The 25,782-nt window shown below is 62.3% G+C and carries 18 protein-coding genes and 1 pseudogene; 7 read left to right on the top strand and 12 right to left on the bottom strand.

From position 1 onward, the window contains the following. Positions 1 to 314: 314 nt before the first annotated feature. Complete coding sequence (locus V1286_RS27165) at positions 315 to 7,841, bottom strand: VCBS domain-containing protein (protein WP_334484809.1); 7,527 nt, start codon at positions 7,839 to 7,841, stop codon at positions 315 to 317. Positions 7,842 to 7,852: 11 nt separating this feature from the next. Next, positions 7,853 to 9,211 carry an HlyD family type I secretion periplasmic adaptor subunit gene (locus V1286_RS27160; protein ID WP_334484807.1) on the bottom strand — a complete coding sequence of 453 codons (1,359 nt, stop codon included), beginning with the start codon at positions 9,209 to 9,211 and terminating at the stop codon, positions 7,853 to 7,855. A gap of 412 nt (positions 9,212 to 9,623) precedes the next feature. On the opposite strand from V1286_RS27160, the gene V1286_RS27155 reads away from it, so the two are divergent. From V1286_RS27155 to V1286_RS27145, 3 genes are all read left to right on the top strand, one after another. After that, positions 9,624 to 10,640, top strand: a complete 1,017-nt coding sequence (locus V1286_RS27155; protein ID WP_334484805.1) for a sugar ABC transporter substrate-binding protein — start codon at positions 9,624 to 9,626, stop codon at positions 10,638 to 10,640. A gap of 385 nt (positions 10,641 to 11,025) precedes the next feature. After that, positions 11,026 to 12,474, top strand: a complete 1,449-nt coding sequence (locus V1286_RS27150; RefSeq protein WP_334484803.1) for a DUF4403 family protein — start codon at positions 11,026 to 11,028, stop codon at positions 12,472 to 12,474. A gap of 196 nt (positions 12,475 to 12,670) precedes the next feature. After that, on the top strand, positions 12,671 to 13,696 hold the full coding sequence (locus V1286_RS27145) for an alpha/beta fold hydrolase (RefSeq protein WP_334484801.1): 1,026 nt from the start codon (positions 12,671 to 12,673) through the stop codon (positions 13,694 to 13,696). Between the two features lie 159 nt (positions 13,697 to 13,855). Here V1286_RS27145 and V1286_RS27140 read toward each other — a convergent pair whose 3' ends face one another. The 8 genes and pseudogenes from V1286_RS27140 to V1286_RS27105 all read right to left on the bottom strand — a co-directional run bounded on the left by V1286_RS27140 (position 13,856) and on the right by V1286_RS27105 (position 19,782). Continuing rightward, positions 13,856 to 14,413 carry a TetR/AcrR family transcriptional regulator gene (locus V1286_RS27140; RefSeq protein WP_334484799.1) on the bottom strand — a complete coding sequence of 186 codons (558 nt, stop codon included), beginning with the start codon at positions 14,411 to 14,413 and terminating at the stop codon, positions 13,856 to 13,858. A gap of 2 nt (positions 14,414 to 14,415) precedes the next feature. Further along, positions 14,416 to 15,153: an SDR family NAD(P)-dependent oxidoreductase gene (locus V1286_RS27135; RefSeq protein ID WP_334484797.1), complete on the bottom strand. Its 738-nt coding sequence runs from the start codon at positions 15,151 to 15,153 to the stop codon at positions 14,416 to 14,418. A 5-nt stretch (positions 15,154 to 15,158) separates the two neighbouring features. Further along, positions 15,159 to 15,755 carry a glutathione S-transferase N-terminal domain-containing protein gene (locus tag V1286_RS27130; protein ID WP_334484795.1) on the bottom strand — a complete coding sequence of 199 codons (597 nt, stop codon included), beginning with the start codon at positions 15,753 to 15,755 and terminating at the stop codon, positions 15,159 to 15,161. Between the two features lie 866 nt (positions 15,756 to 16,621). After that, positions 16,622 to 16,891 carry a DUF7660 family protein gene (locus tag V1286_RS27125; RefSeq protein ID WP_247383583.1) on the bottom strand — a complete coding sequence of 90 codons (270 nt, stop codon included), beginning with the start codon at positions 16,889 to 16,891 and terminating at the stop codon, positions 16,622 to 16,624. A 165-nt stretch (positions 16,892 to 17,056) separates the two neighbouring features. Beyond that, a pseudogene (locus V1286_RS27120) lies at positions 17,057 to 17,773 on the bottom strand (class I SAM-dependent methyltransferase); the annotation flags it as partial. A 17-nt stretch (positions 17,774 to 17,790) separates the two neighbouring features. Beyond that, positions 17,791 to 18,249 (bottom strand): nuclear transport factor 2 family protein, encoded by a 459-nt coding sequence (locus V1286_RS27115; protein WP_135170401.1) that lies wholly within the window; start codon positions 18,247 to 18,249, stop codon positions 17,791 to 17,793. Positions 18,250 to 18,393: 144 nt separating this feature from the next. Next, positions 18,394 to 18,867 carry a methyltransferase family protein gene (locus V1286_RS27110; protein ID WP_334484788.1) on the bottom strand — a complete coding sequence of 158 codons (474 nt, stop codon included), beginning with the start codon at positions 18,865 to 18,867 and terminating at the stop codon, positions 18,394 to 18,396. Between the two features lie 21 nt (positions 18,868 to 18,888). Continuing rightward, positions 18,889 to 19,782, bottom strand: a complete 894-nt coding sequence (locus V1286_RS27105; protein ID WP_334484786.1) for an NAD(P)/FAD-dependent oxidoreductase — start codon at positions 19,780 to 19,782, stop codon at positions 18,889 to 18,891. A gap of 115 nt (positions 19,783 to 19,897) precedes the next feature. Here V1286_RS27105 and V1286_RS27100 point away from each other — a divergent pair, with 115 nt between their 5' ends. Both V1286_RS27100 and V1286_RS27095 read left to right on the top strand, forming a co-directional pair. Continuing rightward, positions 19,898 to 20,581 (top strand): TetR/AcrR family transcriptional regulator, encoded by a 684-nt coding sequence (locus V1286_RS27100; protein WP_334484784.1) that lies wholly within the window; start codon positions 19,898 to 19,900, stop codon positions 20,579 to 20,581. 877 nt (positions 20,582 to 21,458) lie between these two features. Beyond that, positions 21,459 to 21,962 carry a GNAT family N-acetyltransferase gene (locus tag V1286_RS27095; RefSeq protein ID WP_334484782.1) on the top strand — a complete coding sequence of 168 codons (504 nt, stop codon included), beginning with the start codon at positions 21,459 to 21,461 and terminating at the stop codon, positions 21,960 to 21,962. Positions 21,963 to 22,089: 127 nt separating this feature from the next. On the opposite strand, the gene V1286_RS27090 is transcribed toward V1286_RS27095, so the two are convergent. Beyond that, positions 22,090 to 23,010 carry a LysR family transcriptional regulator gene (locus tag V1286_RS27090; RefSeq protein WP_334489935.1) on the bottom strand — a complete coding sequence of 307 codons (921 nt, stop codon included), beginning with the start codon at positions 23,008 to 23,010 and terminating at the stop codon, positions 22,090 to 22,092. Positions 23,011 to 23,208: 198 nt separating this feature from the next. Here V1286_RS27090 and V1286_RS27085 point away from each other — a divergent pair, with 198 nt between their 5' ends. Both V1286_RS27085 and V1286_RS27080 read left to right on the top strand, forming a co-directional pair. After that, entirely contained in the window at positions 23,209 to 24,117 is a 909-nt protein-coding gene (locus tag V1286_RS27085) for a Bug family tripartite tricarboxylate transporter substrate binding protein (RefSeq protein ID WP_334484780.1), read from the top strand. Positions 24,118 to 24,197: 80 nt separating this feature from the next. Beyond that, positions 24,198 to 25,103, top strand: coding sequence for an alpha/beta fold hydrolase (locus tag V1286_RS27080; RefSeq protein ID WP_334484778.1), 906 nt, complete (start codon positions 24,198 to 24,200; stop codon positions 25,101 to 25,103). Positions 25,104 to 25,385: 282 nt separating this feature from the next. On the opposite strand, the gene V1286_RS27075 is transcribed toward V1286_RS27080, so the two are convergent. Then, complete coding sequence (locus tag V1286_RS27075; protein WP_334484776.1) at positions 25,386 to 25,664, bottom strand: tyrosine-type recombinase/integrase; 279 nt, start codon at positions 25,662 to 25,664, stop codon at positions 25,386 to 25,388. Positions 25,665 to 25,782 lie beyond the last annotated feature (118 nt).

Genomic DNA, 25,782 nt, shown 5'->3' with positions numbered 1-25,782 from the left:
CTTGCAGGACGCCGAACCGCGCGGCCGAGAAACTGTAGAGCCGGGCCCTTGTCGGCAAGCGCGCGCTGATCGAGGCGGCCATGGCATCGCCGAACAAATCGGCGGCGGCCGTTCCCATGGTACGTGTGAGTTCGTCGTACTGGTCTGGTGTAGCAGCATCGATGACAACGACCGCAATCTGCCCGTCGACACGCTGGAGATCACCGATCAAGATGTCGATGTCGTTCATAAATCGGGCTCGATCCGGACCGCGCGCCGAATAAGGATGCTCCACCGCCTGGCGTGCCCGAAGGTTCGAACCGCCGGCCGTGACGCTAGTGCCCGCCATGGCCCTGATCCTGCTCCGCGGGCATCGGCTCCGGGGGCGTAGCCGCGGCGGCGAGGCTCGCATCATCGTGGACGGCGTCCGCGTGCGGGTCGTGAAGGCCGGCCCCGGAGTCGTGGCTGTGGTCGATCTGGGCGTCGGCAAAGAGATGATCGGGCGGCGGCGGTTCGTGCGCTCCCTGATCGGCTCCCGTGACCATGTGGAGATAATCGGCGGCGCCCGCCGCCGGTTGCTGGTCGGCCGCTTGTGCCATTGACGCGTGATCGATGCTCGGCGACTCGACGAAATCCAGATAGGCGCCTGCCGTCGAAGGGGTCGTGGCTGCTTGATCCGGAGTGACAGGACCTAGGCCCGCCTGCGCTGCGCCGCCCAGCGCGTCATGATCCTGTCCGATGAGCAGTCCGATGTCTCCGTGGTCATCGTGGGCCGCCGGGTCCTCGCCAAGATGGAGTCCCCTGTCGTCATGGTCGTCATGGCCGGCAGGATCCTGGCCAAGGTACAGTCCTCCGTCGCCGTGATCGTCGTGGCTGGCAGGGTCCTGACCAAGATGCAGTCCCATGTCCTCATGGCCATGGCCCTGACCGTGATGCGCCCCGTGATCGGCGCTCGCCCCTACATCCGACTCGGCGCGTGTCGTCACGTCCGCGGCACCGCTTCCGGCCACCGCCTGATGCTCATCGCCGACACTCGTGACCGAAGTATCGCGATCGGCCGCACCCGCATCGGCTACCGATGCATGGCCGGTTTGCGCATCTGCTGTCGTCTGGCGCTGATCGGCGCCCTGGCCATCGCTTGCAGCAGCAGCGGCACCGGCATGTGCCGCAGCCTCTTCCGTCACAACGGTGGCCGGCTGCGGTTGAGCGTCGCCTGCAGCACTGCCTGTATGAGGGGAATCGTGCGCGACTTGTTCGCCGGCGCCAACCTCCGCCGGCACGAACGCCGTTTGCACATCGGCGGCATCTGAAGATGTACCGGCATCTGGCGCTGTTGCTGCGACGCCTGTGCCGGTACTCGCAGTCGTCGATGCGGGCACGGGATCGAGGTCCTGGAACGAGAACGAGAGGTCGTTCCTGTCGAAGCCGGCGTTCTGCACCTGGATGGAGAACTGGATGGTGTCGCCTGCATGCAGCTCGGGCTGGTAATCCTGTCCGGCGTTGCTGAACGTGCCTGTCGTGGGATCGAAGGAGACCGTGCCATTGAAGCCGTCAAGCCAGCCAGTCGAGACGGCCGCGTTCGGGTTGTTGACGCCGATCTGCAGGCTCCATCCCTCGAGGCTGCCGCCCTGCAACATGTCGTCCGTCAGGGTGAGCTGGAAGGTCGCGTTATAACCGCCGCCCCAGCTCGGATTGTACCAGTCGTTGACGCTCACCAGCGTGATGTGTCCGCCTGCATCGACCGGAGGCGCAACTTCGCTGACGCTGTCATGCGCAGCCGGCGCGGAGGCTGCATCGCCACTCGCTGCAGGTCTGCCGGAATCAGGTGCCGATGACAAGGCATCCGATGGTGACGCCGCCTGCTGAGCAGCATCCTGTGTGCTCGGCCGCTGGCCAGGCTCGCTCGCGCCTGACGACGCAACCGTGTCTGCTTGCGAACTGGTATCCGCAGATGCAGTCGCATCATGCTGGTCACCGCCGACTGCTGCGGCGCCGCTGTCGGTATGAGTTGCATCCGTCGCAGGCGCATCGCCGGCGTTCGCAGCAACAGTCGGCTCCACATGAGCGATATCCTCTCCAGGCGCAGCGCTTGGCTGCTGCGCGTCCGACGGGGCCGGCGGCTCGGCTGCCGGCTGCGCGGCGGCCGCGGTCCCTGTTGCATCGCTCGACGCCGGGGCAGTGGCCTCCTGTCCATCCGTGGCCGCGACCGTCTGGTCGGCTGGATGGGTGGCAGGCCCGGATGCATCGCTGGTGCCGGCTGTCGTCGTATCTGCCAGATGATCGGATGGAGCCTGATCGCTGGTTTGCGCTGTCGTCGCGTGTGTGCTGTCCGTCGATGGCGACGCGTCGTGATCCAGTGCGACTGCGGTCGCCGCGGCATTCGCGGCCGATGCCGCGGCATCCGAAGATGTATCGATATCCGGCGCTGTTGCCGCGACGACGGCGCTGAATTTCGCCGTTGCTGTGGGCGCAAGATCGGCGTCCTGGAACGAGAACGAGATATCATCCCTGTTGTAACCGGTGCCCTGCACCTCGATGGTGAACTGGATGGTATCGCCCGCATGCAACTCGGGCTGATAACCCTGGCCTACGTTGCTGAACTTGCCCGTGGCGGGGTCGAAGGAGACCGTGCCATCGAAGCCGTTGAGCCAGCCGCCCGAGATGACCGCGTTCGGATTGTTGACGACGACCTGCAGAATCCATGCCTCGAGGCTGCCGCCCTGCAGCATGTCGTCGGTCAGGGTAAGCTCGAAAGTCGCGTTATAGCCGCCGCCCCAGGCCGGATTGTACCAGTCGTTGACATTGACCAGCGTGATGTCTCCCCCCGCATCAACCGGAGGAGGAGGCTCGTCAGCGGTACCGGTCACGTTGACCGTCACGACCTGCGTTGTCGTCGCGCCGGACTGGTCCGTTGCCTGAACAGTGAAGCTGTCGTGGACAACCTGTCCTGGCTGCAGCGACTGTGCGGCATCGTTGTTCAGGGTATAGACCCAGTGGCCGCTCTCGGGGTCGACGGTAAGCGAGCCGTAGTCCGACGTCGCCGATCCATCCACCGACCAGGTTACAGTGTCGCCGACATCGACGTCCTTCGCGACGAGATCGCCGCTCGTCACCAGCGTCACGTCCTCCTGCGTCTCGCCTGTGAATGCGCCAGAGATTACCGGCGCATCGTTGGTGCCGGCTACAGTCACCGTCACCTGATGCTCGCTGGTCGCGCCCGAGCTGTCGGTCACCTTGACCGTGAAGATCTCCTGAGCGTTCTGGCCATCTCGCAATCCCTGCGCGGAGTCGTTGTCCAGCACGTAGCTCCAGTGACCATCCTGGTCGACCGTGATATCGCCATAAGTGCCGCGACCATCGTTCACCACGCTCCAGGTCACGGTGTCGCCGACGTCGGCATCACTCGCCGTCAGCGCGCCCTGGGCCGTCAGCGTGCCGTCCTCGGCGACCGTGCTGGTGGCGGTGCCGGAGATAACGGGCACATCGTTGGTGCCGGTCACCGTCACCGTTACCTGTTGGGTAACCTCGGCGCCGGCGGAGTCGGTGGCCTTGACCGTAAAGATCTCGTGCGCGGTCTTGCCGGCCTTCAAACCTTGCGCTGCATCGTTGTCGAGCGCATAGGACCACGAGCCATCGGTGTTGAGCGTCAGCTCGCCGTACTGGCCGGTGTCGTTGCCGACCACGCTCCAGGTCGCGGTATCGCCGACATCGGCGTCAGTGGTTGTGAGCGCACCCTGCGCCGTCAGCGTACCGTCCTCGGCGACCGCGCTGGTGGCGGAGCCGGAGATCACGGGCACGTCGTTGGTGCCGGTGACTGTCACCGTCACCTGCTGAGTGACCGAAGCACCTTCTGAGTCCGTCGCCTTGACGGTGAAGATCTCCTGCACGGTCTCGCCGGCCTTCAGCCCCTGCGCCGCATCATTGTCGAGCGCATAGGACCACGAGCCATCGGTGTTGAGTGTCAAATCGCCGTACTGGCCGGTGTCGTTACCGACCACGCTCCAGGTCGCGGTATCGCCGACATCGGCGTCAGTGGTCGTCAGCGCGCCTTGTGCCGTCAGCGTGCCGTCCTCGCCGACTGCGCCGGTGGTGGTACCCGAGATCACCGGCACATCGTTGGTGCCGGTCACCGTGATGGTGACCTGTTGGGTAACTTCGGCGCCGGCGGAGTCGGTGGCCTTGACCGTGAAGATCTCCTGCACGGTCTCGCCGGCCTTCAGGCCTTGTGCCGCATCGTTGTCCAGCGCGTAGGACCAGCTGCCGTCGGGATTGAGCGTCAGTGCACCATAGGTACTGTCGCTATCGCCGACTACCGACCATGTCGCGGTATCGCCGACATCGGCGTCACTCGCCGTTAGCGCGCCCTGTGCCGTCAGCGGGCCGTCCTCGCCGACTGCGCCGGTAGTGGTACCCGAGATCACCGGCACATCGTTGGTGCCGGTCACCGTCACCGTGACCTGTTGCGTGACCTCGGCGCCGGCGGAGTCCGTCGCCTTGACCGTGAAGATCTCTTGCGCGCTCTGACCGGCCTTCAACCCCTGCGCCGCATCATTGTCCAGCGCGTAAGACCAGGAGCCATCGGCATTGAGCGTCAGCTCGCCATAGTGGCCCGTATCGTCGCTGACCAGCGACCACGTCGCCGTATCGCCGATGTCGGCATCGGAGGAGGTGAGCGTCCCCTGCGCGGTCAGCGTGCCGTCCTCTCTCACCGCACCGGTGGTGGTGCCGGAGATCACGGGCACGTCGTTGGTGCCTACGATTGTAACCGTCACCGTGTGGTCGGTGCTGGCGCCGGAAGCGTCGGTTACCCGCACCGTAAATATCTCTTGGACGGTCTCGCCTTCCCTCAGGCCCTGGGCGGCCTTGTTATCGAGCCCATAATGCCAACCAGCGTCATTGCCGCGGGAGTCGAGGCTGAGGCTGCCGTACTGGCTGTCGCCGTCACCGACGAGTTGCCAGGTGAGGCGTCCGCCCTCGTTGTCCGTGGCGGTAAGGACCCCCTTGGCGGTTCTGTCGCCGTCCTCTTCGACCGTCCCTGTCCCTGTCCCCGAAATCAACGGTGCGTCGTTGGTGCCGGTGACCGTGATCGTCACCTGCTGCGTCACAGTCGCCCCAGACGAGTCGGTCACCCCGACGGTGAAGATGTCTTGCGCAGTGTCGCCGTTCGCAAGCCCCTGCACATTGGCCGCGTCATTGTCGAGCGCGTAGGACCAGCTGCCATCGGGGTTGAGCGTCAGCGAGCCGTACTGGCCCGTGTCGTCGCCGACCAGCGACCACGTCGCCCTGTCGCCGATGTCCGCATCCGAGGAAGTCAGCGATCCTTGCGCCGTCAGCGTGCCATCTTCGGCCACTAAGCCCGTCTCCGTGCCGGAGATCACGGGGACGTCGTTGGTGCCGGTGACCGTGACGGTCACCTGCTGAGTGACCGAGGCGCCAGCCGAGTCCATCGCCTTGACGGTGAAGATTTCCTGCACGGTCTCGCCGGCCTTCAGGCCCTGCGCTGCATCGTTGTCGAGCGCATAGGACCACGAGCCATCGGTGTTGAGTGTCAACTCGCCGTACTGGCCGGTGTCGTTGCCGACCACGCTCCAGGTTGCAGTATCGCCGACATCGATATCAGTGGTCGTCAGCGCGCCCTGTGCCGTCAGCGTGCGGTCCTCGGCGACTGCGCCGGTGGTGGTCCCTGAGATCACCGGGACGTCGTTGGTGCCGGTGACCGTGACGGTGATCTGCTGCGTGACCTCGGCGCCGGCGGAATCCGTCGCCTTGACCGCGAAGATCTCCTGCACGGTCTCGCCGGCCTTCAAGCCCTGCGCGGCATCGTTGTCGAGCGCGTACGACCACGAGCCATCGGCATTGAGCGTCAGCTCGCCGTATTGGCCCGCGTCGTTGCCGACCACGGACCAAGTCGCGGTGTCGCCGATATCGGCGTCACTGGTCGTGAGCGCACCCTGCGCCGTCAGCGCGCCATCTTCGCCGACCGCGCCGGTGGCCGTACCGGAGATCACCGGCACATCGTTGGTGCCGGTCACCGTCACCGTCACCTGTTGCGTAACCGCAGCGCCTTCAGAGTCCGTCGCCTTGACCGTGAAGATTTCCTGCACGGTCTCGCCGGCCTTCAAACCCTGTGCCGCATCGTTGTCGAGCACATAGGACCAGGAGCCATCGGAATTGAGCGTCAGTGCGCCATAGGTACTGTCGCTGTCGCCGACCACGGACCACGTCGCGGTATCGCCGACATCGGCGTCGCCCGCCGTCAGCGCACCCTGCGCCGTCAAGGTGCCGTCCTCGGCGACCGTGCCGGTGGCCGTACCGGAGATCACCGGGACATCGTTGGTGCCGGCGACCGTCACCGTCACCTGTTGCGTGACCGAAGCGCCTTCAGAGTCCGTCGCCTTGACCGTGAAGATTTCCTGCACGGTCTCGCCGGCCTTCAGACCCTGTGCCGCATCGTTGTCGAGCGCATAGGACCAGGAGCCATCCGGATTGAGGGTCAGCTCGCCGTACTTGCCCGCATCGCTGCCGACCACGCTCCAGCTCGCGGTGTCGCCGACATCGGCGTCACTGGTCGTGAGCACGCCCTGCGCGGTCAGGCTGCCATCCTCGTCCACCGCGCCGGTGGCGGTGCCGGAAATGACCGGGACATCGTTGGTGCCGGTGACCGTCACCGTCACCTGTTGCGTGACCTCGGCGCCGGCGGAATCCGTTGCCTTGATCGTGAAGATCTCCTGCACGGTCTCGCCGGCCTTCAGACCCTGCGCCGCATCGTTGTCCAGCGCGTAGGACCAGGAGCCGTCGGGATTGAGGGTGAGCACGCCATAGGTGCCGTCGCTATCGCCGACCATAGACCAGGTCGCGGTGTCGCCGACGTCGACATCGGTGGTCGTCAGCGTGCCACCGGCTTCGAGGGCTGTGTCTTCAGTAACCTCGCCCGTGTGGGTGCCGCTGATCACAGGCAGATCGTTGGTTCCCTTGATCGTAATGGTGATTTGCTGGTCGACGACTTCACCAGCGCTATCCGTGACGCGCACCGTGTAGATCTCCTGTACGGTGTCGCTGGCTTTCAGCCCCTGCACAGCGGGGCTGTCGTTGTCCATGGTATAGGTCCAGCGTCCGTCCGCATCGATGGTCAGACTGCCATAGGCGCCGGTGCCGCCTTGCACGCTCCAGCTGATGGAACCTGGCGCCTCATCGGTCGCGATGAGCTGGCCGCTGGAGGTGAGAATCGTGTCTTCAGTAACCTCGCTCTCGTGCCCGCCGCTGACGATGGGCGGCGCGTTCGGGCTAACGGTGCCGGGAGTGTCGTCCTCCTGCTGACCCGGGTAGCTTTCCTCCGGCTGGCCACGATCATCACCGCTGGAGCCCCCGCCGCCGCCACCTGCCGGTGGTGCGGGCGCCGGCCGTGAATCGCCGCCAGGATCGACTGGCCGCAGCACGGGCGCTGCGGCATCGAGCGAACCGCTCCCCCGGGCATGCAGCGCCGGCCCTGAGATGCGGCCGTCCTCTCCCGCAACGTCATCGACGCCGGCTATGGCTGCCGAGCCGGCATCGGACGCAACAGGTGCAGCACCGCCGGTCCCGTCCGGCAGATTTTCGTCGCCTTGACGGGCGCTCGACTGGTCTGTCCCAGAAGGAGGAGCCGCGTCCGCCGGCGCGCCTTCATCGGGGACGGGGATGATCGGCGGCTGGTGGCCATCCGGGCCGAAGTCCCAACCGATCGGCGCTTCCTCGCGCGCTTTGTCGGGTGCACCGATGGGCCTGTCGATGGCCTTGCTCAGCTTGCTGTCCGACTCCGTGCCGGATTTGCGACTGGAGGGGGCGGCAGACCTTGTCTTGTCCCTGGGCTGGCCTGACTTTGCCATCCTACGCTCCTTCACCGTTCGCGCAGGGCCGAATCCAAAGTGACGTAGATTGGCTTCAGCAGATACTGGAAGATCGTCTTGTCGCCGGTGAGGATGCTCACCTCGCCGGTCATCCCCGGAGTCACGACATGGGCCCGGTCAACGCCGACATGATCGCGGTCGAGTTCTATCTCTGCCACGAAAAACGGTTCCTGCCCTTGTGGCGTCTTCTCGCTCGAGGGCGAGATGCGGGCCACCTTGCCCCCGATCGCGCCAAAGCGGCCGTATTCGAAAGCGTCGGCTTTCACGAGCGCCTTCTGACCGACATGCACGAAACCGATATCGCGCGGCGTGACCCGTGACTGCATCAGCACCCCGCCATCGGTCGGCACGATCTCGCATACCGTTCCGCCGGCCGGTATCACCGTTCCGACCGGCGTCTCCGACACCTTGTGCACGATGCCGTTGACAGGTGCCGTAACCTCGATGCCTTGCGAGCGGGTGCGGAGCGCTGCGAGCGTGACATTGGCCTCGTTCAACTGCGCAATGCGGTCGGCGCGCTCATTGCGCGCATCGCTCGCCGCCTTGGCCGTCATCGAGGCCTGCTCGGCCTCGATGCTCCTGATGCGTGACTTGAGCTCGTCGAGCGACGATACGAGCTCGACATAGGTCCGCTCGGATTGTGCCGCCTGTTCCTCGACCCCGGCCAGGCGATTGCGCGCGATCACCTCGAGGCGCACGCCTTCGCGCGTGCGCTCGAGCAGTTCCTGGGTGGACTTGAGGCTCGCTCTCGCCGCCGGGATCTTTTGTTCCGCGGATGCAATCGCGGTCTTTACCTCGCTGATGGTATGATCCTTCTGTTCGAGGTCACGTTGCAACCGCAGCACCTGCTGCTTGTGAAGCGCGAGGGCTTCATCGACCATCTGCGGATGCTGGGCTCGGTACTTTTCCAGGTCGGGGTCCCGTCCGTTGGCAAAGGCGTCGAGCCGCTCGGCCTCGATCTGGAGCCGGCCGATGCGCACATCGGTCAGATCGATATCTCGTAACAGGTCGGTGGCGCGGAACTTGGCGAGGACCTGATCCTTTGCAACGCGATCGTCATTGCGCACGAGGATTGCCTCGAGCAGGCCGCCCTCGGCGGTCTGGATATTCTGGACGCGCGCTGCCGGAATGAATTCACCGCGAGCCCGGGCGACTTCCTCGATCTTCACGAATAGCGACAGGAGAACGAGGAGTACCACCAGTGCGATGACGGCGATGAGAAGATTCCGGACACCGCGCGTCACTCTCAGGTAGCCGACGTCGCTGCCGATCTGCGGTGTCGCCCGACGGTCGCGGGCAATCGGCGTCGCGATTCCTTTGTAGTCCTGGCTCTTTGCTAGGCTGTCCACCTTCGTCTCCCGTCATTCTGACAACCGCTTGCGATGTCGTCGGGGTACGGTGCACCTCCCGCTCGAGAACGAGGTTTGCTTCGGGCAGGTCAGGCGATGGCCCTACTTTCCCGATTGCAGCCGGAGAGCGCAGCTCTCTGGCCGCAGCGCTATCCCGACTCGACGCGTGGGGTTCGCCGATCGAGCTCGTCGGTAATGCTACTACGATAGCACATCCTAGGATAGCAGCCGAAGTTTCACTCTCGGGTTTCATGACATGATGCGGAACTCTGGCGGACTCCCGACGTTGGGCAGCCTGCAGCAGGCCGACAAGTTACAAGTTGATTTAATATGATCAGCTTGCAACGCGATTCCTGTACTGCCAGACTTCCGCGCGATATCGACGCTGGACGAGTTGACCCAGGAGGCAGGGATGACCGACACGTTGAACAGCAGCAGGCGTGACTTTCTGGCTGGAGTGTCCGCTGGAGGAGCGACAGCAACGTTTGGCGCCCTGGCTTTCGGCGAGGCGCGAGCACAAGCGGCTGCTGTTCGCCTGGACAAGCCGCTGAAAGCTGCGTTCTCCAATGGCGGACTGCAATCGACATGGTGCGCTCAGGGCAAGGCCGCCGCTGAGTATTGGGGCAAACTGCGCAACGTCGATGTGACCTGGTTCGATGGCGAGCTCGACGCCAACAAGCAACGCGCGGCGATCGACAGAATGGCGTCGCAGAAATGGGACTTCGTTGCCATTCAGGCCCTTGGCACCGGCACGCTGATGGAGCCGGTGCAGAAAATGATCGACGCCAGCATCCCCGTGATCGAGATGGAAACCGTGATCGCGCCCGCCAGCGAGCTCAGCATCTACAGTCACCTGGGAGCCGACAACGAGACCATGGGCCGGGCTGTGACCCGCGCGCTGGTCGCCAAGCTCGACGGTCAGGGCAAGATCATCATGACCCAGGGGCCGCTCGACCACAGCGCCGCGCAGGAACGCGCCAGGGGTTTTGAGTCCGTGGTGAAACAGTTTCCCGGCATCGAGGTGCTCGACACCCAGGCGGCCGACTGGGACCTCGCAAAGGTGACACGGCTATGGGAAGCGCTCCTCGCCAAGCACGCGCGAATTGACGCGGCCTTCTTTCACAGCGACGACATGGCGCTCGCGGCCTACGACGTGATGAAGGCGCGCGGCCGCACCAGCATCCTCATCGGCGGCATCGACGCCATGCCGCCTGCCCTCGATGCCGTCTTTGAAGGACGCATGTTTGCCACCGTGCGCAATCCGTCCTGTCTCATTCATGGCGGAGCCATCCTCGCCGGTATCGCTGCGGTCACCGCGGGGAACAAGCCGGGGATCAACCTCCCCAGGCGCGTCATTACGGATGGTCCTGTCGTAACCTTCGAAAATGCCGCCGGCGTACGCTGGTTGCAGGATCAATTCTTGATCTAATCTGATGTGGCTAGCGTTTGTTGCGGACCAGTGAGGTCGTTTCTGGTGCGAAACTGGCGCGGTGCGGCAATGCGGAGGGTCTGAAAGCCATCGACTTGCGTCATTTGTGATTTTTCTTGCGAGACGTCAGGCGTTCACCGTGAAGTTGGCTTTGAGGTTCACCAGCTCGTGGATCGGATCCGCCCAACTCTTGTCGAAAACGGATACAGAATGGCGGTAGCTCGATCTCGGGATCGCTCGAGCTTGCCAGCTCTGTCGGGCCGGATCGAGAAGCAGCCTCCGCAGCTTGTGCAGCCCTAACGGAGTTGCTCGCGAGCGCACTCAGTACCAACTGTGGTTCTGCTCTTCCTGAAGCTCCGCGATGAGCCTTTGTTGGAGTAGTAAAATGATCCATCCATTGCGCACATATCAGCCGGAATACGATTCGATCGCGAATAAATCACGCATGGGCATAGCGCGCCTCGCCGCGCTCGCGCTTGGGACGCTCCCGTCGATCGCGTTCGCCGCCGATAAGCCGGCGTTGAGCCCGGATGCAGCAACGCCGCTCGTAACGACTTCGCGCATCTCTGCGACGGTCGAGTTCGGGCTGCCGGCCCTGGCCGCGGCGATCGAGCGGGATATTCCAAAGCGGCTTGCCACCATCGACGAGCGCGTCAACTGCGTTCATCGTCGTGTTTTCATCTTCCGCGTCAACGCCAATTGCGACGTCTGGGGTCACGTCGACCGGACCAGCCCCGTCTCGCTCTATGGGCGGGGCGACAGCGTCTTCGGAGCCGTCTCCATCTATGGCGCGGCCGAAGGCCAGGGAGCCAATCGTTTCACGGCGCGCATTCGCGGCGAGACCGAGGCGCGCGCCACGATCGAGGTTGAAGCGCGCCCGGCGCTGCGCAGGGACGGGTCGCTCCAGCTGAACATCAGCGACTCCTTCCACTGGAGCGAACATCCCTACCTTCACGTGCTCGGCCGCGAGTTTGACCTTGCGCCGTATGTCGAGCCCAACATCCGGACGCAGCTGGGCCGCATCCGGTCGCGGGCGCTGGCGGCTGCGCGCGCACTCGACCTGCACGGCAAGGCCGAGACGGCCTGGCGTCACGCGTTTGAACCCATCAAACTCGCGGAGAATCCGCCGGTCTGGCTGCAGCTGACGCCGCAGAGCGCGGCTTTCGCGGGAGTCCACGCCAATGCCAAGGTATTGTGGGGATCACTTGAGCTTGCTGGCTCCGCCGAAACCGTGATCGGGCAGCAACCGCCGGCTGTCACCGTGACAGTCCTGCCGCCGCTCGGCACCGCCGTGGCCGAGCCGGGTACCTTTGATGTCATTCTTCCCGTCCGCATCAGCTACGAGACGCTTAAGGACAAGATAGGCCAGGCGATCGCAGCCGCGCCGGCACAGGACATATCCGTGCGCGAGATTCAGGTTTATCCGTCTTCGGGCAAACTCGTGATCGGCCTGCGCCTCGCAAAGAGCTCGGACACTGATTCCAGCGCAGGCCAATGGACCTATCTCTCCGCCACGCCAAAAGTCGATACCAACGCAAAGACCTTCACCTTCGGTGAAATCGGCCTGACAACTTCATCAGATGACGACCAAATTCGATCTGCCGTGCAACACCTCGCGGCGCAATTGAAGAATGTCGCGAATCTCGACTACGGCATCTCCTACCAGAACCTGCTCAACGCGGCGAACGAACGCCTGACGCGTCCGCTGAAAGATGGCTTTCGCATGGAAGGCCGCCTCGACTCGGCAAGCCTCGAAAAATTGCAGTTGCTGGGTGATGGCATCACGATCGCCGTTCGTGCCAGCGGCGGTCTGAAGATACTTTACGGTCTGTAAGCGCATGAGCTGGACCATGCGATACTTCACCACCAATCGCGTTCGCCGCTGGCGGCGCAGATGGATGCCGAAGGCGTTCGTCGCGGTCGCAGCTATCGTTTGCTTGGCGCGAATAGCGCCGGCCCAGACGGCATTTTATGCTGCGCCGGAATCATTGCTCGCCGGTGCTCCGGGAAGCCTGGTGCGGCAGGAGCCGATGGACGGCGCGCCGCTCGGCGCCTCCACCTATCGCGTGCTCTATCGCTCGACGGGGCTGAATGGCCGGCCCATCTTCGTATCCGGCGTCGTCATTGTTCCGCAAGGCGCGCCTCCGCCCGGCGGCCGTCCGATCGTTGCCTGGGCACATCCTACCTCGGGCATCGTTCCGCGCTGCGCGCCGTCGCTCGCCATTTTTCTGTTTCAGCAGATCCAGGGCCTTCGTTCGATGATCGCCCGTGGCTTCGTCGTGGCGGCGACCGATTATCCAGGTCTCGGCACGCCGGGCCCGCATCCTTATCTGGTGGGTGAGAGCGAAGGTCGCGCCGTCTTAGATATCGTGCGTGCGGCACGCTCCCTTCTCCGCGCAGGCGAGGGAAAGGACTTCACGGTGTGGGGACATTCGCAGGGCGGGCAAGCCGCGCTGTTCGCCGGGATGTTGGCAAGCGCGTACGCTCCTGAGCTGAGGCTTCTCGGCGTCGCTGCGGCGGCGCCGGCAACGGACCTCGCGAAGCTGATGAGCGACGATATCAACTCGATCGGCGGCAAGAACATCACGGCGATGACCTTATGGTCGTGGCACCGGGTCTACGGAGCGGCCATCGACAACATGGTCGATCCGCGCGCGATGGCGGCGATCGACAGGCTCGCGCAAGAATGCATCGAAGGCCCTTTCGATTTGATCGTCAGGCAGAGAACAGGGCGGCCGCTCGAGCAATATTTCCTGACGGTGCAAGATCCGACCAAGGCCGAACCTTGGCGCTCGCTTCTCGAACAGAACAGCACCGGCGTGCTCTCCCCTGAGATCCCCATCTTTCTAGCGCAGGGAACCAACGACCAGATCATCCAGCCCGTGGTTACCCGGGCCTACATGGACAAGCTGTGCAAGGCTGGCAGCAAGGTCAGGATGGTCATGCTGCCCGGTATCGGCCACGGACGCGCCGCGCAAGCGAGCACGATGGCGGCGGTGAACTGGCTGACTGATCGTTTTGCCGGGAAAACACCTCCGGACGACTGCGTCAGATAGAGTTTGGCCAGAGAGCTACGAAGGAGTCGGCTATCTGCTCGATGCGTAGAGACAATTTCGACTTCACGTGTGACGTTCGCCTCACCGCAACAGCTGCCCTCAGCATTTTGGCGAGGTCGTTTCTGGTGCGAAACTGGTGCGGGGTGTCGGCTATGTGCGTCACGGTGCCAGCAAACGCCGCAGCGTGCGGCGCGCTGTGTTGAGCGGCTTGGGGCCGCGCTCGACCTTTGCTGAAAGCACAGCGCCTTCCCAAAGTGCCAGAACCGTGCGCGCGAGCTCGGTGACAGGCAGGTCGGTTCGCACGCTGCCGTCGCGCTGCCCATCCGCCAGGCACTCGGAGAGCGCATCCGTCCACTGACGCCACAGGCGCGACAAATCTTGGCGGAAGGCGTCGAGTTGCGCGAGTTCGGCCGTGAAGTTGCCGATCAGGCAGCCGTCTTCGCTATAGCCGAGCGCCGCGAAGTATCGGTCAATCCGTTCTAGCCCGGGAAGGCTCGCGTCCCGCAGCATGGCACGCGCCTTGGCGCGGTCCTCCCAGTAGCGCGCGAGCGCTGCCAGGCCGAGGGCGTCCTTGCTTTCGAAATGGCTGTAGAAGGAACCCTTCGGCACACCAGCCGACGAGACGATCTCCTGAACACCGGTCGCGTGATAGCCGCGGCGATGAAACGCCGCGAGGCCCGCGTCGAGGAGTGCTTCCTTATGATTAGGTTTCGGCATGGTCAGTTCAGGGTCCAGTTCTCAGCGAAAGGCCGGATGATGTGATCGAACGACCAGGTTGAGGGGTGTTGATGCGCGATGTGGTAAACCTCGTCGGCAATCGCATCGGGATGCGCGAAATAGTCGCCCGGCTTATCTTGCCAATCCGGGAGCGGCGAGGTGTTCCTCCTCCACGGCGCGTCGATCGCGGAATCGATGGTGATGTATCCAACATGCACGCGCTTCGGGCCCAAATCCTTTGCGAGGGACTGGGCGAGGATGCGCTGGGCGGCCTTGGTCGGCGCGAAGGCCGGGCGCAGCGGGATGCCCCGGAACGACGACGTGTTTCCGGTGACCATGATGGCTCCCTCGCCGCGGTCGATCATCGCCGGCGCGAGCTTCTGCACCAGAAAGAACAGGGAAGTAGTGTTCACCTGAAAATTTCGCTCGAGATCCTCGACCGATGCATCGAGGATCTTGGCGAATGTCGCCGCCACGGCGTTATGGATGAGCACATGGGGTGCCCCTAGCTCGGTCCGCACTTGCTCGACAATTTCGCCGAGCAGGTTAAGGTTGGCTACGTCGCAAGGATAGCCGTGCGCACCAGGTATCTGGGCCTCGAGCTCCGCGAGCCGTTCGGCGTTGCGGGCGATCATCGCCACACGATACCCGCCCTGCGCGAAGCGCCGCGAGAGCGCGGCGCCGGTGGCGCCGCCCACACCTGCGATAAGAGCAATCCGATCAGTCATGCTTTCCTCCATGCGCCTCAAGCCGTTGCCCTTGTCAGCGCGAAGGGCGGTGCGTCGCGATACTCGGCCGCAAGCGCGGCCAGGGCGGGGATTGCGGGAAGGGCGTCCAAATCCGGATTCGTCCGCGCGAGGTATTCCACCGCTACGATGGCGGTGATCGCTGCCGCGTCCATTGGCGTCGCCCTGAGCGGTCCGCCGTCGCGCGCGGCCTCGTCGAGCGCGCGCAAGCCTCCGAGGATCTGCGCCTTCCAGCGCCTGGCCTCGGTCTCAGGTACCTCGCGTCCGCGGAACGAGAGGCTGGCGGCCTGTTCATAGACGCCGTAACCAATGGCCGCGAGCTTGAGCGTCGTCCGGCGCGCTCTCGACCCGGCTGGAATCAGCGGCGTCGAAGGCGTCAGTTCATTGAGGTAGTCGAGGATGGCCGTGCTGTCGATCAGGACCTCGCCATCGTCGAGCACGAGCGAAGGTACCTTCGCCACGGGATTATACCGGCTGGCGATCTCGAACTCTCGGTAGCCGTTCACGGCCTCATGCTCGAAAGGCATACCGCGAGAGATCAGGGCCGCTGCGACCCGCCTCGCATAGGGCGACAGATAGGTGCCAATCAGCTTCATACAGCTCTCCTTACAAGGGCATTTCGGAACGCGCCTGTCAAGACGACCGGTCGTATTTAACATACGACCGGTCGTCTATAAAGTCAATGGCAATATCCCAATGATGATCGACGCCAACAAAAGTGTGGTTCTGCAGAATGTGACTCTAACCAGCTTGCCTCAGTCGGACTTTCACATTGTTTGATAAGGTGCCGGGGCCGCTGCCATGGCCGTCAAATGGAGGGGAGGAAGTGCGTGATCGCAGGACAATCCGACGCTCAATCGTCGGCCCGATGATGCAGTCTCCCCGCCGATTTGCCTGACATCTCAAATGCCGTCGGCGTGGCTCGAAGCGCCAGCCGGCGACGGCCATGCTACTTTGCATGGGTTGTTTTCGATATTTTTGCTTGGGAGCGGGACCTGCGCCGGTCTTGCGGCTGTCTTTCCCGGTGATGGTGTTTCCCGATGGTGATCGTAGGATGGCCTGCCGAACCATAGCTCGTGGTCCGCACAGCCCGCCTTCGCCGGAGGCTTCGGCGCGGCAGCCTTCACTCGCTTCGCGATGTGGGGACACTTTGAAAGCGACTCGGTTAAGTGCTTGAGTTTGCTGATTCCTGCATTTTAAAGACGACTCGATCTTGACCTTAAGAACGACTCGATCAGCGGTGCTTTCGTTTTGAAAACGACTTGATCCTGCAAGTCGTTCGAGACGCTGCGGAATTCGCCCCGTTTTTTGTGTCGGCGGGCGCTCGGTCCGGCAGCTTCGGCTCAGTCGCTGATAGTCCTGGTTCAGGACGAAGTTGAAAGCCGTATTCGCACGATGTTGCCGGCGATCGCTCGATCGAATTCGCTCCGGCTCGCCAGGGTCAACCGAAGGCGCGTCAGGGCTACTCGTAGATGCTGGCCGCATGCAGCAGTCGAGCAAGGACGGCGTAAGGCATGCTTTCCCGCTCATGCCCGTCCAGGAGGCGGCTTTGGCCAAGGGGGCTCGGCCCTTGATGGTCTCGCAGCACAGCTGCGAAAGCTTCGAGATATTGGTCCAGCGTAACCTGCTCCCATTCCTCCGGATGCGCCAGCAAGTGCTCGCGGAGACTCTCCACATAAGCGGAGAGCTCGGACGCATTCGAGGGAGCGGCATCGATAAGCCGGTGACTCATGTCAGCACCCATCTCTTCTGCGTACCCTGACCGATTGGCCAACTAACTAACTCTCTACTCTCCGAGACCAAGACCGCCGGCGAATACGCCCTCATCTGGTCCCGCTGACCGGCCAAAGACGCCCCCCTCCACCGGGCGGGGCGTCTCCCCTGCTAATCCCTGTCAGCTTGCCGGATTGCGCGCCATGACGATCCACGTCGCGCCGTCGATCGCCGCGTCCCGCGTCGCGCCCTCTCCGAACGGGACGGAAGCATCGAAGGGCGCGATAGCGATATCGGTGAAGCCGGCCGCCGTCAGGATCCGACCCACCCGCCCCCGATCGCCGAACGAGAATGGACCGGGCGCTTCGGGATCGGGCGGCGCCGTCGGCGGGACGATGCCTTTGATCGCGCCCATCGGCAGGCGCACCCAATCGTTCTCGGCCGCGCCGCGCCAGCAGACGAAAGCGACCCGCCCGCCCGGCTTGAGCGCACGGCGCATATGAGCGAACGCCGCCGTAGGATCGTCAAAGAACATCACTCCGAAGCGCGAGAACAGGATGTCGAACGCGCCCTCGGGCAGCTCGGCGCTGCTGGCGTCGGCCACCCGGAACTGGACCGGCGTATCCTGTGGCGCAAGCGCGCGCGCTCGGCCGATCAGCGGTTCGGATATGTCCACGCCCAGCACATGGCCCCCCGCGCCGACGCGGGCGGCCAGAGCCAGACTCGACGCGCCCGCGCCGCAGCCGATGTCCAGCACGCGTTCGCCCGTGGCGGGTGCTGCGGCTTCGATCGCGGCCTGGCCGAACACCGCCACCCTGGCATCGAGCCGGGCCTGGTGGGCGACCCAGCGCTCCCCGCTTTGGCCATTCCAGTCGGCGACCTGATAAGCTGATGGCGGCATCACACGAATGATCCGCGTTAGCTCACGATTGGTCCAGCCGCAGCTTCATCCAAACCGGCACGAGCTTGGATAGCGAGGCTTCGTTCTGCAGCCTGCGAGTCGAAGTATTCCTCAATCGAATAAACCTTGCCCCATCGCAACTTGAAGACGTGGACGCCCCTGTTCACATACGAGCTTTGGCCGTCAAGTAGCCTCGCGTTGGCCCGCCACTTGACGAACACTGTGGTATTCCATGGCCAACCCGTCACCTCGACCTGCTCAATATCTATGTGAAGCTTCGGGAAAACACGGCCCATGCGCTCGAACCACTGCTTCACCGATTGCTTTCCATGTCGCTCACCCCCCAACGCATGATCTCCGGCAACCCAGTGATACGCGTTTGGTGTTAGGCCCTTTGCAGCATCATCCCAACGCTGGTTGTTGACATGATCGAAGCTCCTGCGGATCTCTTTTTTGACAATTAGACTGTAGACCATTGATGCCCCCTGTTGTTGGATAGCCGACGGCTCTGCAAGACGGATGGATACTTTCCAGATACCGAAAGCTGCTCCGGGTAACGACGGCGATCTGTTGGGAAAGTGGCTGACGGCGCGGCCACGCAGACGGCAGCGGCGCAATAGTCAGAGCCAGCGGCGAACCTCGGCCTTGTAGCGGCGGTAGTCGTCGCCGAACTTCGTTTCGAGATAGCGCTCCTCGCGGGCGATCACCTGCGTCTGGATCGCGATCAGCACCAACGGGAGCAAGGCGAAGGCGATCGGCCCGTCGAAGCCGATCGCAAGGCCGGCATAGATAAGCGCCATGCCGAGATACATGGGATTGCGGGTCCACCGATAAGGACCGGTCGTTGCGATGAGGGTCGTTGGCTGCGACGGCGGAACGTTGGTGCCCAGCCGGCGGAACAGCCCCGCCGCCGCAAGCATCATCGCCGCGCCGGCAACGAACAGCAGCGCGCCCGTCGCGACCAGCAACCGCCAGTCGATGCCGAAAGAGCGCAGGGTGACGAACCGCTCCGCCGCCAGACCCAACAGCAGCGCGCCCAGATAGACGAAGGGCGGAGGGAAGCGCACACCCGCGCTGTCCCGTTCGACGGCCATGCTCATCTCCAATCTGTGCTCTCAAACCAGCATCGACTGCTGGGCGAAGATACTCGCCATCGCGCCCTGCGATGATGCCTGGGTGACCGAGGGCAAGAGGGGCGTGGTGAGGTCGCCGGCGGCGTAGATGCCGGGCATGCTGGTTTGGCGGCGCTCGTCGACCTTGAGAACGATGCCGAGGGGCGTATCCACCGTGGCGAGGCCGAGTGATTCATGCAGGCTTGCGGACGGCTTGGTGCGCGGATGGGCGAACAGGATGTCGACCGCGATAGTGCGGCCAGTATCGAGATTGACGGTGGCGATACGGCCCTTGTGATGGGCGATCTCGACGATCCGGCCATCGACGACAGGTATGTTGCGACGCGCCAGATCGGCCTTGATATCAGGCGGAATGTCGTGACCATCGGCAAAGACAGTCAACTTGTCGGTCCAATCGAGGAACAGTCTGACCTGATTGTGCGACTGCGGGCCGGACCAGACGAGGCCCCAATGCCGGCCGGCGACTTCAAAGCCGTCGCAATAGGGGCAGGGCACGATGGACGTGCCCCAGCTTTCGGCAAAGCCCGGAACATCAGGCATCTGGTCGGCGACGCCATAGCTCAGGATCACACGACGCGCCCTGAAGGTATCGCCATCGGAAGTGAGGACGTTGAAATCGTCGATGGCGCCGGAGACACCTTCGGCCCGGGCACTGACCAGCCTGATCGTGGGATAACGCGCCAGCTGCTGGCGCGCCTCTGCCAGGATGTCCAGCGGCGGCTTGTGATCGTGGCCGAGCAGACCATGCGAGTGACCGGCGAAGCGATTGCGCGGCAGGCCGGTATCGAGAACGGTGACCTTGCGGCGCGCGCGGCCGAGCTGCAGGGCGCCGGCGAGACCGGCAAAGCTGCCGCCGATGATGATGACGTCATCCATGATGATGGGCTCCGTTTGGAGGACAGGTCGAAACCTACCCATTGGCTTGCACATTTCAGACACTGCATGGTATCGTAATTCAAGAATTAGAATACTGTCAAGTACTGGAATTTTCGTGACCGAAAACAGACAGAGTCGGCGCGGCCGGCCCGCCAACGAGGCGCTTGGCCAAACGATCGTCGACGCCGCGCGCGAACTCTTTGTGGAATTGGGTTTTCAAGCGACGACATTGGACAAAGTCGCCCAGCGGGCGAAGATATCCAAGCTCAGCATCTATCGGCACTTCGAGAACAAGGAGGCGCTGTTCAGCGCGGCCATCGCGGCCGGCTGCCATCAGTTGTTTGCACCACAGGCCCTTCTTGAAGGCGTCGACGGTTCGGTCGAAGATCAGCTCATGGCGGTGGGATCATCACTGCTTCGCACGCTGTTGAGATCAGACGTCCGCAGTGTCGAAGCCATGGTAATGGCCGACAAGACGAATCAAAACTCGTTAAGCAAGCTCCATTACGAAGCCGGCCCCGCCCATGTCATCGCCCAAATCGAGGCCCTGTTGCGTCAGTTGCACGCGAAGGCGCTTCTGAACGTGCCCGATCCTCTCCGGTCCGCCCGCTTGTTTGCCGCGCTTTTCAAAGGATCCGATCTCCTGATTATCGCACGCTTCGATCAGGCGAGAGCAGAGGACGACAACGAAATCGAATCCTATTGCCGGTCGGCCGTCGCCATGTTCATCGCCGCGCACGGTGGCAACGACCATGTGGGCGGATATTTGCCTGCCCCAAGGTCAAAAGAGAAAATTTGAATCGCGCGTGACCGATGTTGCCAAAATAACCGACACCGGATTGAAAATCATGGAGGCTGAAGAGCTTTCGATTGGCGACAAGATCGCGGAAAAATACGCTTGTTGAACTATCGGTTGCGATACCAGTCCGCACGATGATTCCCGCGCGCCCACCCGCTCTTGTCAGTTGGGAAGAAAAGGGGCGTCCGGTCAATCGGCGGCACCCATCTTCCTTGGAGATGCAGCGGACAGCCCTCGACGAGAAAAGACCCCCCTCACTTTTTTCGGGTCGCAAATTCGGCGAAAAAATCGAGGAGAAATTTGACAGGCGCTTCAGGGAGATCTGAGATCGAGTCGTTTTCAAAACGAAATCGAGTCGTTCTTAAAGCGGAAATCGAGTCGTTTTCAAAGTGTCCGCATACGCGAGCGAAGGCTGGTGGGCCCGGCAGGACTCGAACCTGCAACCAGACCGTTATGAGCGGTCGGGATCAGCAGAACGCCCTTGGTTTCTCGGGGTTTTTTACGTCGACAATTTGCGATCTTCTGCGTTCGTTCACGTTCATGCGGGACCCAACCGGGACCCCGACAGGACCCGAAGAACAAAGGAGAACAGCTGATTCCGTCATATGAGATCAACCCGCCATGCCTATGCGTTACCGCCAATGCTCTGAATCTACTTCCGCCTTCGGCGGCATAGCGGACATGGCTGGACTTGCTATTGCCGCGACCCGGTCGCGATTGACCCAAAGCCGACACCCCCGAAAAGTCGATTTTTATCCTAAACTGGACTGCCCCCTGGCTGCGGACTTGCGGGCTGATATGCTCACTGATCAGTGCGCTTGTTCGCAACGGCGCTTGTTGCGGCATATCGGTCGGCGGTAAGTCGCCGAAGGACACCATGATGACTGTTTCGGATTGCGAAATTGCCCTCGCCACGACTGATGATATTCCCGGAATCGTAGCCCTTCAGAGCCTCAATCTGCGCAGCAATGGCGGGGCACTTTCCATCGAATTTTCCAGCGACTGGTTCGAACGCGTGCTTTCCGAGATGCCAATCATCGTCGCCCGGCGGGAAGGGCGTATCGTCGGGTATCTCGTCTCAAGTCCATTGTCAGCGGCAGCGAACATGCCAATTATCCAGGCGAAGCTCCGAGCTTATCCGGGGTCGAGCAATCCTTACAATCATGGTCCGGTATGCATCGCCGAGGATGAACGAAACCGCAGACTAATTTCTGCAATGTTTCAGGCATTACGGAAGCGATTGAGGGGTCGAGAAGGCATCGCGTTTGTCCGACGCGACAATGCCGCGTCGCTTTCGGCGCATGCAAAGCTTGGAATGCGGCAAGCTGCCGAATTCACACATGACGGCGAGGCCTATGTTGTCGTCGCCTATATTGCATGATCGATCGATGAGTCCAGGATTCTGACGACTAATGGACATAGTTGTGACCCCAAAAGAACGAAGCACAATTGATTTTTGATGAGGTAGTACGCCAGTCGGCTGAACTGCGGTGTTTTTTGTGGGTAGCTTATTTCCCTACGGAAATCGATCTTCCGATTGCTCTTGCTTCATTCAGGACCAGTTTTAGGGCCCCGGACGGCTGCCTGCCTTTCAGCGTCACCGCAGCCATTGGTCCTGCGATATCCCCGAGGTCGACCGGCAACGCCTTGATGCGACCCTTCCGGCCGGGGTGGTCCATCATGGCGCTGGTATCGACGGTCACGAAATACCCGCTCTGCAGCAGGTCCAGTCGCAACTGGATCGAAAGAGTAGTTACCATCGCTTTGGGCATCGGCAGCCCTTTGGCCTGAAAGGCCTCCAGCATCAGTTGGTAGAGGAATGAGTCAGGGGGGCCGATCACCCAGCGTTCGTCCAGCAAATCACGAAGGGCTATGTTTCGCCGGCGGGCCAGCGGGTGTGCAGCCGAGGTTACCACTGTGACCCGATCGTGGAAAAGGACCTCCGTGTCGAGGTCCGGTTGGGATCGCGCAAGCACGGCGCGCGAAATTACCACGTCAACTGTCCGGTTACGTAGCGCCGTGAAAAGCGTGTCGCTGTCGCCGAACACGACTTTGTAGATAATCTTCGGATAACGGCGTGATGTTCGCTCCACGACTATAGAAATATACGCCGACCAAGCATCGACAGCACCGACGCGGACCTCGCCGACGGTCGGATCGGAAAGGTTCTCGATCTCCTGCAAGCCCTGTTGCAGTTCATCGAGCATCGCGCGGCCGCGCCGCAGCAAAATATATCCGCTCGGCGTCAGCTCGGCGCCGCGCGAACTGCGGTCGAACAATGCCACGCCGAGATCACGCTCGAGATCCGCGATCGCCTTCGAAATGGTTGGTTGAGAGATTGCCAGCTGCTCCGCAGCGCGGGCCATGCTGCCAGCGGCCGATACGGCCTCGAGCATGTGCAAATCCCTCAGTTTGAGGCGCCGGCTCATGAAATTGACCGAGACCACCGCTATGCCTTTTTCTGATAGGAGGTTCCGCTATTTCTATTGGTTTTTTTATAGGACAGCGGCGCACTATGCCAATGTAATTGAATTTGAGGCCGTCGATCTATGTTGCAGCGCAGACACCGATATTTTCTTGTCCTGCTCTCCTTGCTCGCCGTTGCGCTTTCCGCGAACCCATGCGCTGTGTCGGCTCAGGCATTTCCGGCCCAACCGGTTTACATCGTCGTTCCGTTTGCTGCTGGCGGCGTACTGGATTCGCTTACGCGCCTGATCGCCGAACAGTTGCAGGCGAAGTGGCGGCAGGCCGTTATCGTAGAAAATCGTGTTGGCGCCTCCGGCAATGTCGGTGCGGCCTATGTCGGACAATCGAGGGCGGATGGCTATACGCTGCTTGCAAGTCCTCCGCCGCCGCTTGCGGTCAACCAGTTCTTGTTCAGGTCGCTGACTTTCAAGCCGTCCGACTTTGCCGTTGCGACCGTTCTAGCCAGGTCTCCCAATGTGCTGGTTGCCAATCCGAAGCTCAAGGCTTCGAACCTGCCGGAATTGATTGCGCTCGCTAAGGCGTCACCGGGTAAGCTCAACTATGCATCAACCGGCCGGGGCGGCACGCCGCATCTGACCATGGAATGGCTTAAACTCGAAACCGGGATCGATCTGGTTCATGTTCCCTATGCCAGGGGCTATCCTCAGGCGCTGACCGATCTCGTTGGGGGCCAGGTCGACCTCATGTTCGTCAACCTATCTGATGCCAAGCAGCTGATTCAGAGCGGTCAGCTTAAGGCGATCGCGGTGGCGGATGCCAACCCGATCAAGGGTCTCACCGATGTATCGCCGATCTCCAGGCAGATACCCGGTTTCACATCCCTGACCTGGTTCGCGATCGCAGCGCCGCGTGCGACGCCACGCCCGATCGTGGAACAGATATCGGCCGATGTTGTCTCCGCCATGAAGTCGCCCATGGTCGCCGACCGCCTGAAGGCTCTTTCACTGACGCTTGTCGAAACGGCGCCTGCCGAGGCGAGCAGCTTTGTCGAGGAGGAAGCCGAGCGATGGCACAAGGTTATCAACCGGATCGGTCTTCAGCCCGAATGATTTGCCATTGGCGGACCGCCCGTTCTCAAGCGTCTCGACCTTGCGGCCCAAAGCAATCGCGAAATGTCGGAACGTCCGGCATGACGCGTCGCGATTTTGCGCGGGCAACGGTAGTAGCTTTAATCATTAGCGCAGCCTTGACCGTCATAGCTATGGCCGATGAAGTCAGACGCATTTCCGCCAACGGCACTGAGTTTTCTTATGTTGAAGTCGGCCAAGGCGAGCCGCTAATATTTGTTCACGGTGGCCTTCAAGACTACCGAATGTGGGCCGGACATCTGCCAAAGTTCGCTGGTCGTTATCGCGCAATAGCATACAGCCGCCGCAACAATTATCCGAACGATGTAAGTCCGGACGGTATGCCGGATGGGGCTGCTGATGCGCACGGTGAAGACCTTGCTGCGTTCGTGCGGGCTCTAGGCTTATCGAAAGTTCGGGTTGTTGCGCATTCCTCGGGCGCGCATGCCGCGCTGTTTTTTGCTGCCTCGCATCCAGAGATGGTCGTCAGCCTAGCACTCAATGAACCGCCGGCCACTGGCATTTTGGTCGGCGTTCCCGACGTCGCTGATATGTTGAAAGCGTGGGCCAATGGTCTTGCGCCAGCAAGGCAGGCACTCAAGGCTGGCGACGCGAAAGCCGGCATACCGCTATTCGTAAACGCCGTCGGTGGACAGGGCGCTTATGAGCGCCGCTCCGATGCCGACAAGATGATGAATTTGGACAACGTGGCGTCGTACCAAGCCGATGCCACGACAAAACGCCCGAGGCCGATTTTCACGTGCAAAATGGCCAAGGCGATCAACGCCCCTACGCTTCTGTCCAATGGCGAGCGAAGTCCCAAGTTCTTTCACCGGATTACAGACCAGCTAGAAGTGTGCTTGACAGCCCACGAGAGGATCGTCATTGCCGGAAGCTCACATACCGTACCCTCCGAAAGCCCTGACGCTTATGACCGGGCTGTACTCACATTTCTGGCCAAGCACTGATGCAATTAACGTTCGCGGGGCTCTATGAAGACGCCATTTCCGCTCCTGGCACATCGCGTCATTTCGCTGCGCTGCGGAATTTGGTCGCTATCCGGGCATAGCGGACTTTGGCAAGCCGTCCGCCCGGCAGATTTATAGTTTCATGGCCTAGATTGCTCGAATGCTGCGAGTGCGGACAGCTGGCTTGGTAGTCTGGGTGGTGCCAACCACGCGCTTGGTCGTCTCCCTCTTGCGAGTGATCGCCCCGGACGCTTCCTTCATGTAATCGGGATGGTGATGACCCTAGGTGTCGATTAGAACCTTCACCGACATGCCGAGATAACCAGCCGCTTCCCATGGGTCAGTGCCCAGCTGCATGAGCCAGGTTGCTGCCGTATGGCGTAGCGTGTGGGGAGTGACGTTTCCGTCCGAGAGGTCGAGCTTCGCCACCTCCACCGCCCGCGCGAAGCCGTTCTTCACCGACTTGACGCCAGCGCCCTGCCACTCGACGAAGTGGTTGGCGATGATCTTCTTGTCGTACCAGCGCCGCATGTGGACCAGCAGACGGTCCGGCAGCGGCACGGTGGGCTGACGCTTGTTCGTCGCGCGCCGCCGATCGCCAGACGGTGATAGAGGCCGCTCAAGAGGCACGTGACAGCTTGCCCGCAACCAATGTATCAAGCCCGGCAGCGGGCTCTGT

Source organism: Bradyrhizobium algeriense (genome assembly GCF_036924595.1).
GTDB lineage: Bacteria > Pseudomonadota > Alphaproteobacteria > Rhizobiales > Xanthobacteraceae > Bradyrhizobium > Bradyrhizobium algeriense.
Note: the sequence above shows the minus strand (reverse complement) of the source record. Positions and strands in the feature narration are given on the sequence as shown.

What these genes read in the sequence shown, in the direction of transcription:
- V1286_RS27140 (WP_334484799.1), bottom strand. Translation starts at nt 14,413, where the DNA reads ATGCCGAAACCTAATCATAAGGAAGCACTCCTCGACGCGGGCCTCGCG.
- V1286_RS27090 (WP_334489935.1), bottom strand. Translation starts at nt 23,010, where the DNA reads ATGAGCCGGCGCCTCAAACTGAGGGATTTGCACATGCTCGAGGCCGTA.
- V1286_RS27130 (WP_334484795.1), bottom strand. Translation starts at nt 15,755, where the DNA reads ATGAAGCTGATTGGCACCTATCTGTCGCCCTATGCGAGGCGGGTCGCA.
- V1286_RS27095 (WP_334484782.1), top strand. Translation starts at nt 21,459, where the DNA reads ATGATGACTGTTTCGGATTGCGAAATTGCCCTCGCCACGACTGATGAT.
- V1286_RS27110 (WP_334484788.1), bottom strand. Translation starts at nt 18,867, where the DNA reads ATGGCCGTCGAACGGGACAGCGCGGGTGTGCGCTTCCCTCCGCCCTTC.
- V1286_RS27115 (WP_135170401.1), bottom strand. Translation starts at nt 18,249, where the DNA reads ATGGTCTACAGTCTAATTGTCAAAAAAGAGATCCGCAGGAGCTTCGAT.
- V1286_RS27165 (WP_334484809.1), bottom strand. Translation starts at nt 7,841, where the DNA reads ATGGCAAAGTCAGGCCAGCCCAGGGACAAGACAAGGTCTGCCGCCCCC.
- V1286_RS27135 (WP_334484797.1), bottom strand. Translation starts at nt 15,153, where the DNA reads ATGGAGGAAAGCATGACTGATCGGATTGCTCTTATCGCAGGTGTGGGC.
- V1286_RS27080 (WP_334484778.1), top strand. Translation starts at nt 24,198, where the DNA reads ATGACGCGTCGCGATTTTGCGCGGGCAACGGTAGTAGCTTTAATCATT.
- V1286_RS27145 (WP_334484801.1), top strand. Translation starts at nt 12,671, where the DNA reads ATGGACGGCGCGCCGCTCGGCGCCTCCACCTATCGCGTGCTCTATCGC.
- V1286_RS27155 (WP_334484805.1), top strand. Translation starts at nt 9,624, where the DNA reads ATGACCGACACGTTGAACAGCAGCAGGCGTGACTTTCTGGCTGGAGTG.
- V1286_RS27105 (WP_334484786.1), bottom strand. Translation starts at nt 19,782, where the DNA reads ATGGATGACGTCATCATCATCGGCGGCAGCTTTGCCGGTCTCGCCGGC.
- V1286_RS27150 (WP_334484803.1), top strand. Translation starts at nt 11,026, where the DNA reads ATGATCCATCCATTGCGCACATATCAGCCGGAATACGATTCGATCGCG.
- V1286_RS27125 (WP_247383583.1), bottom strand. Translation starts at nt 16,891, where the DNA reads ATGAGTCACCGGCTTATCGATGCCGCTCCCTCGAATGCGTCCGAGCTC.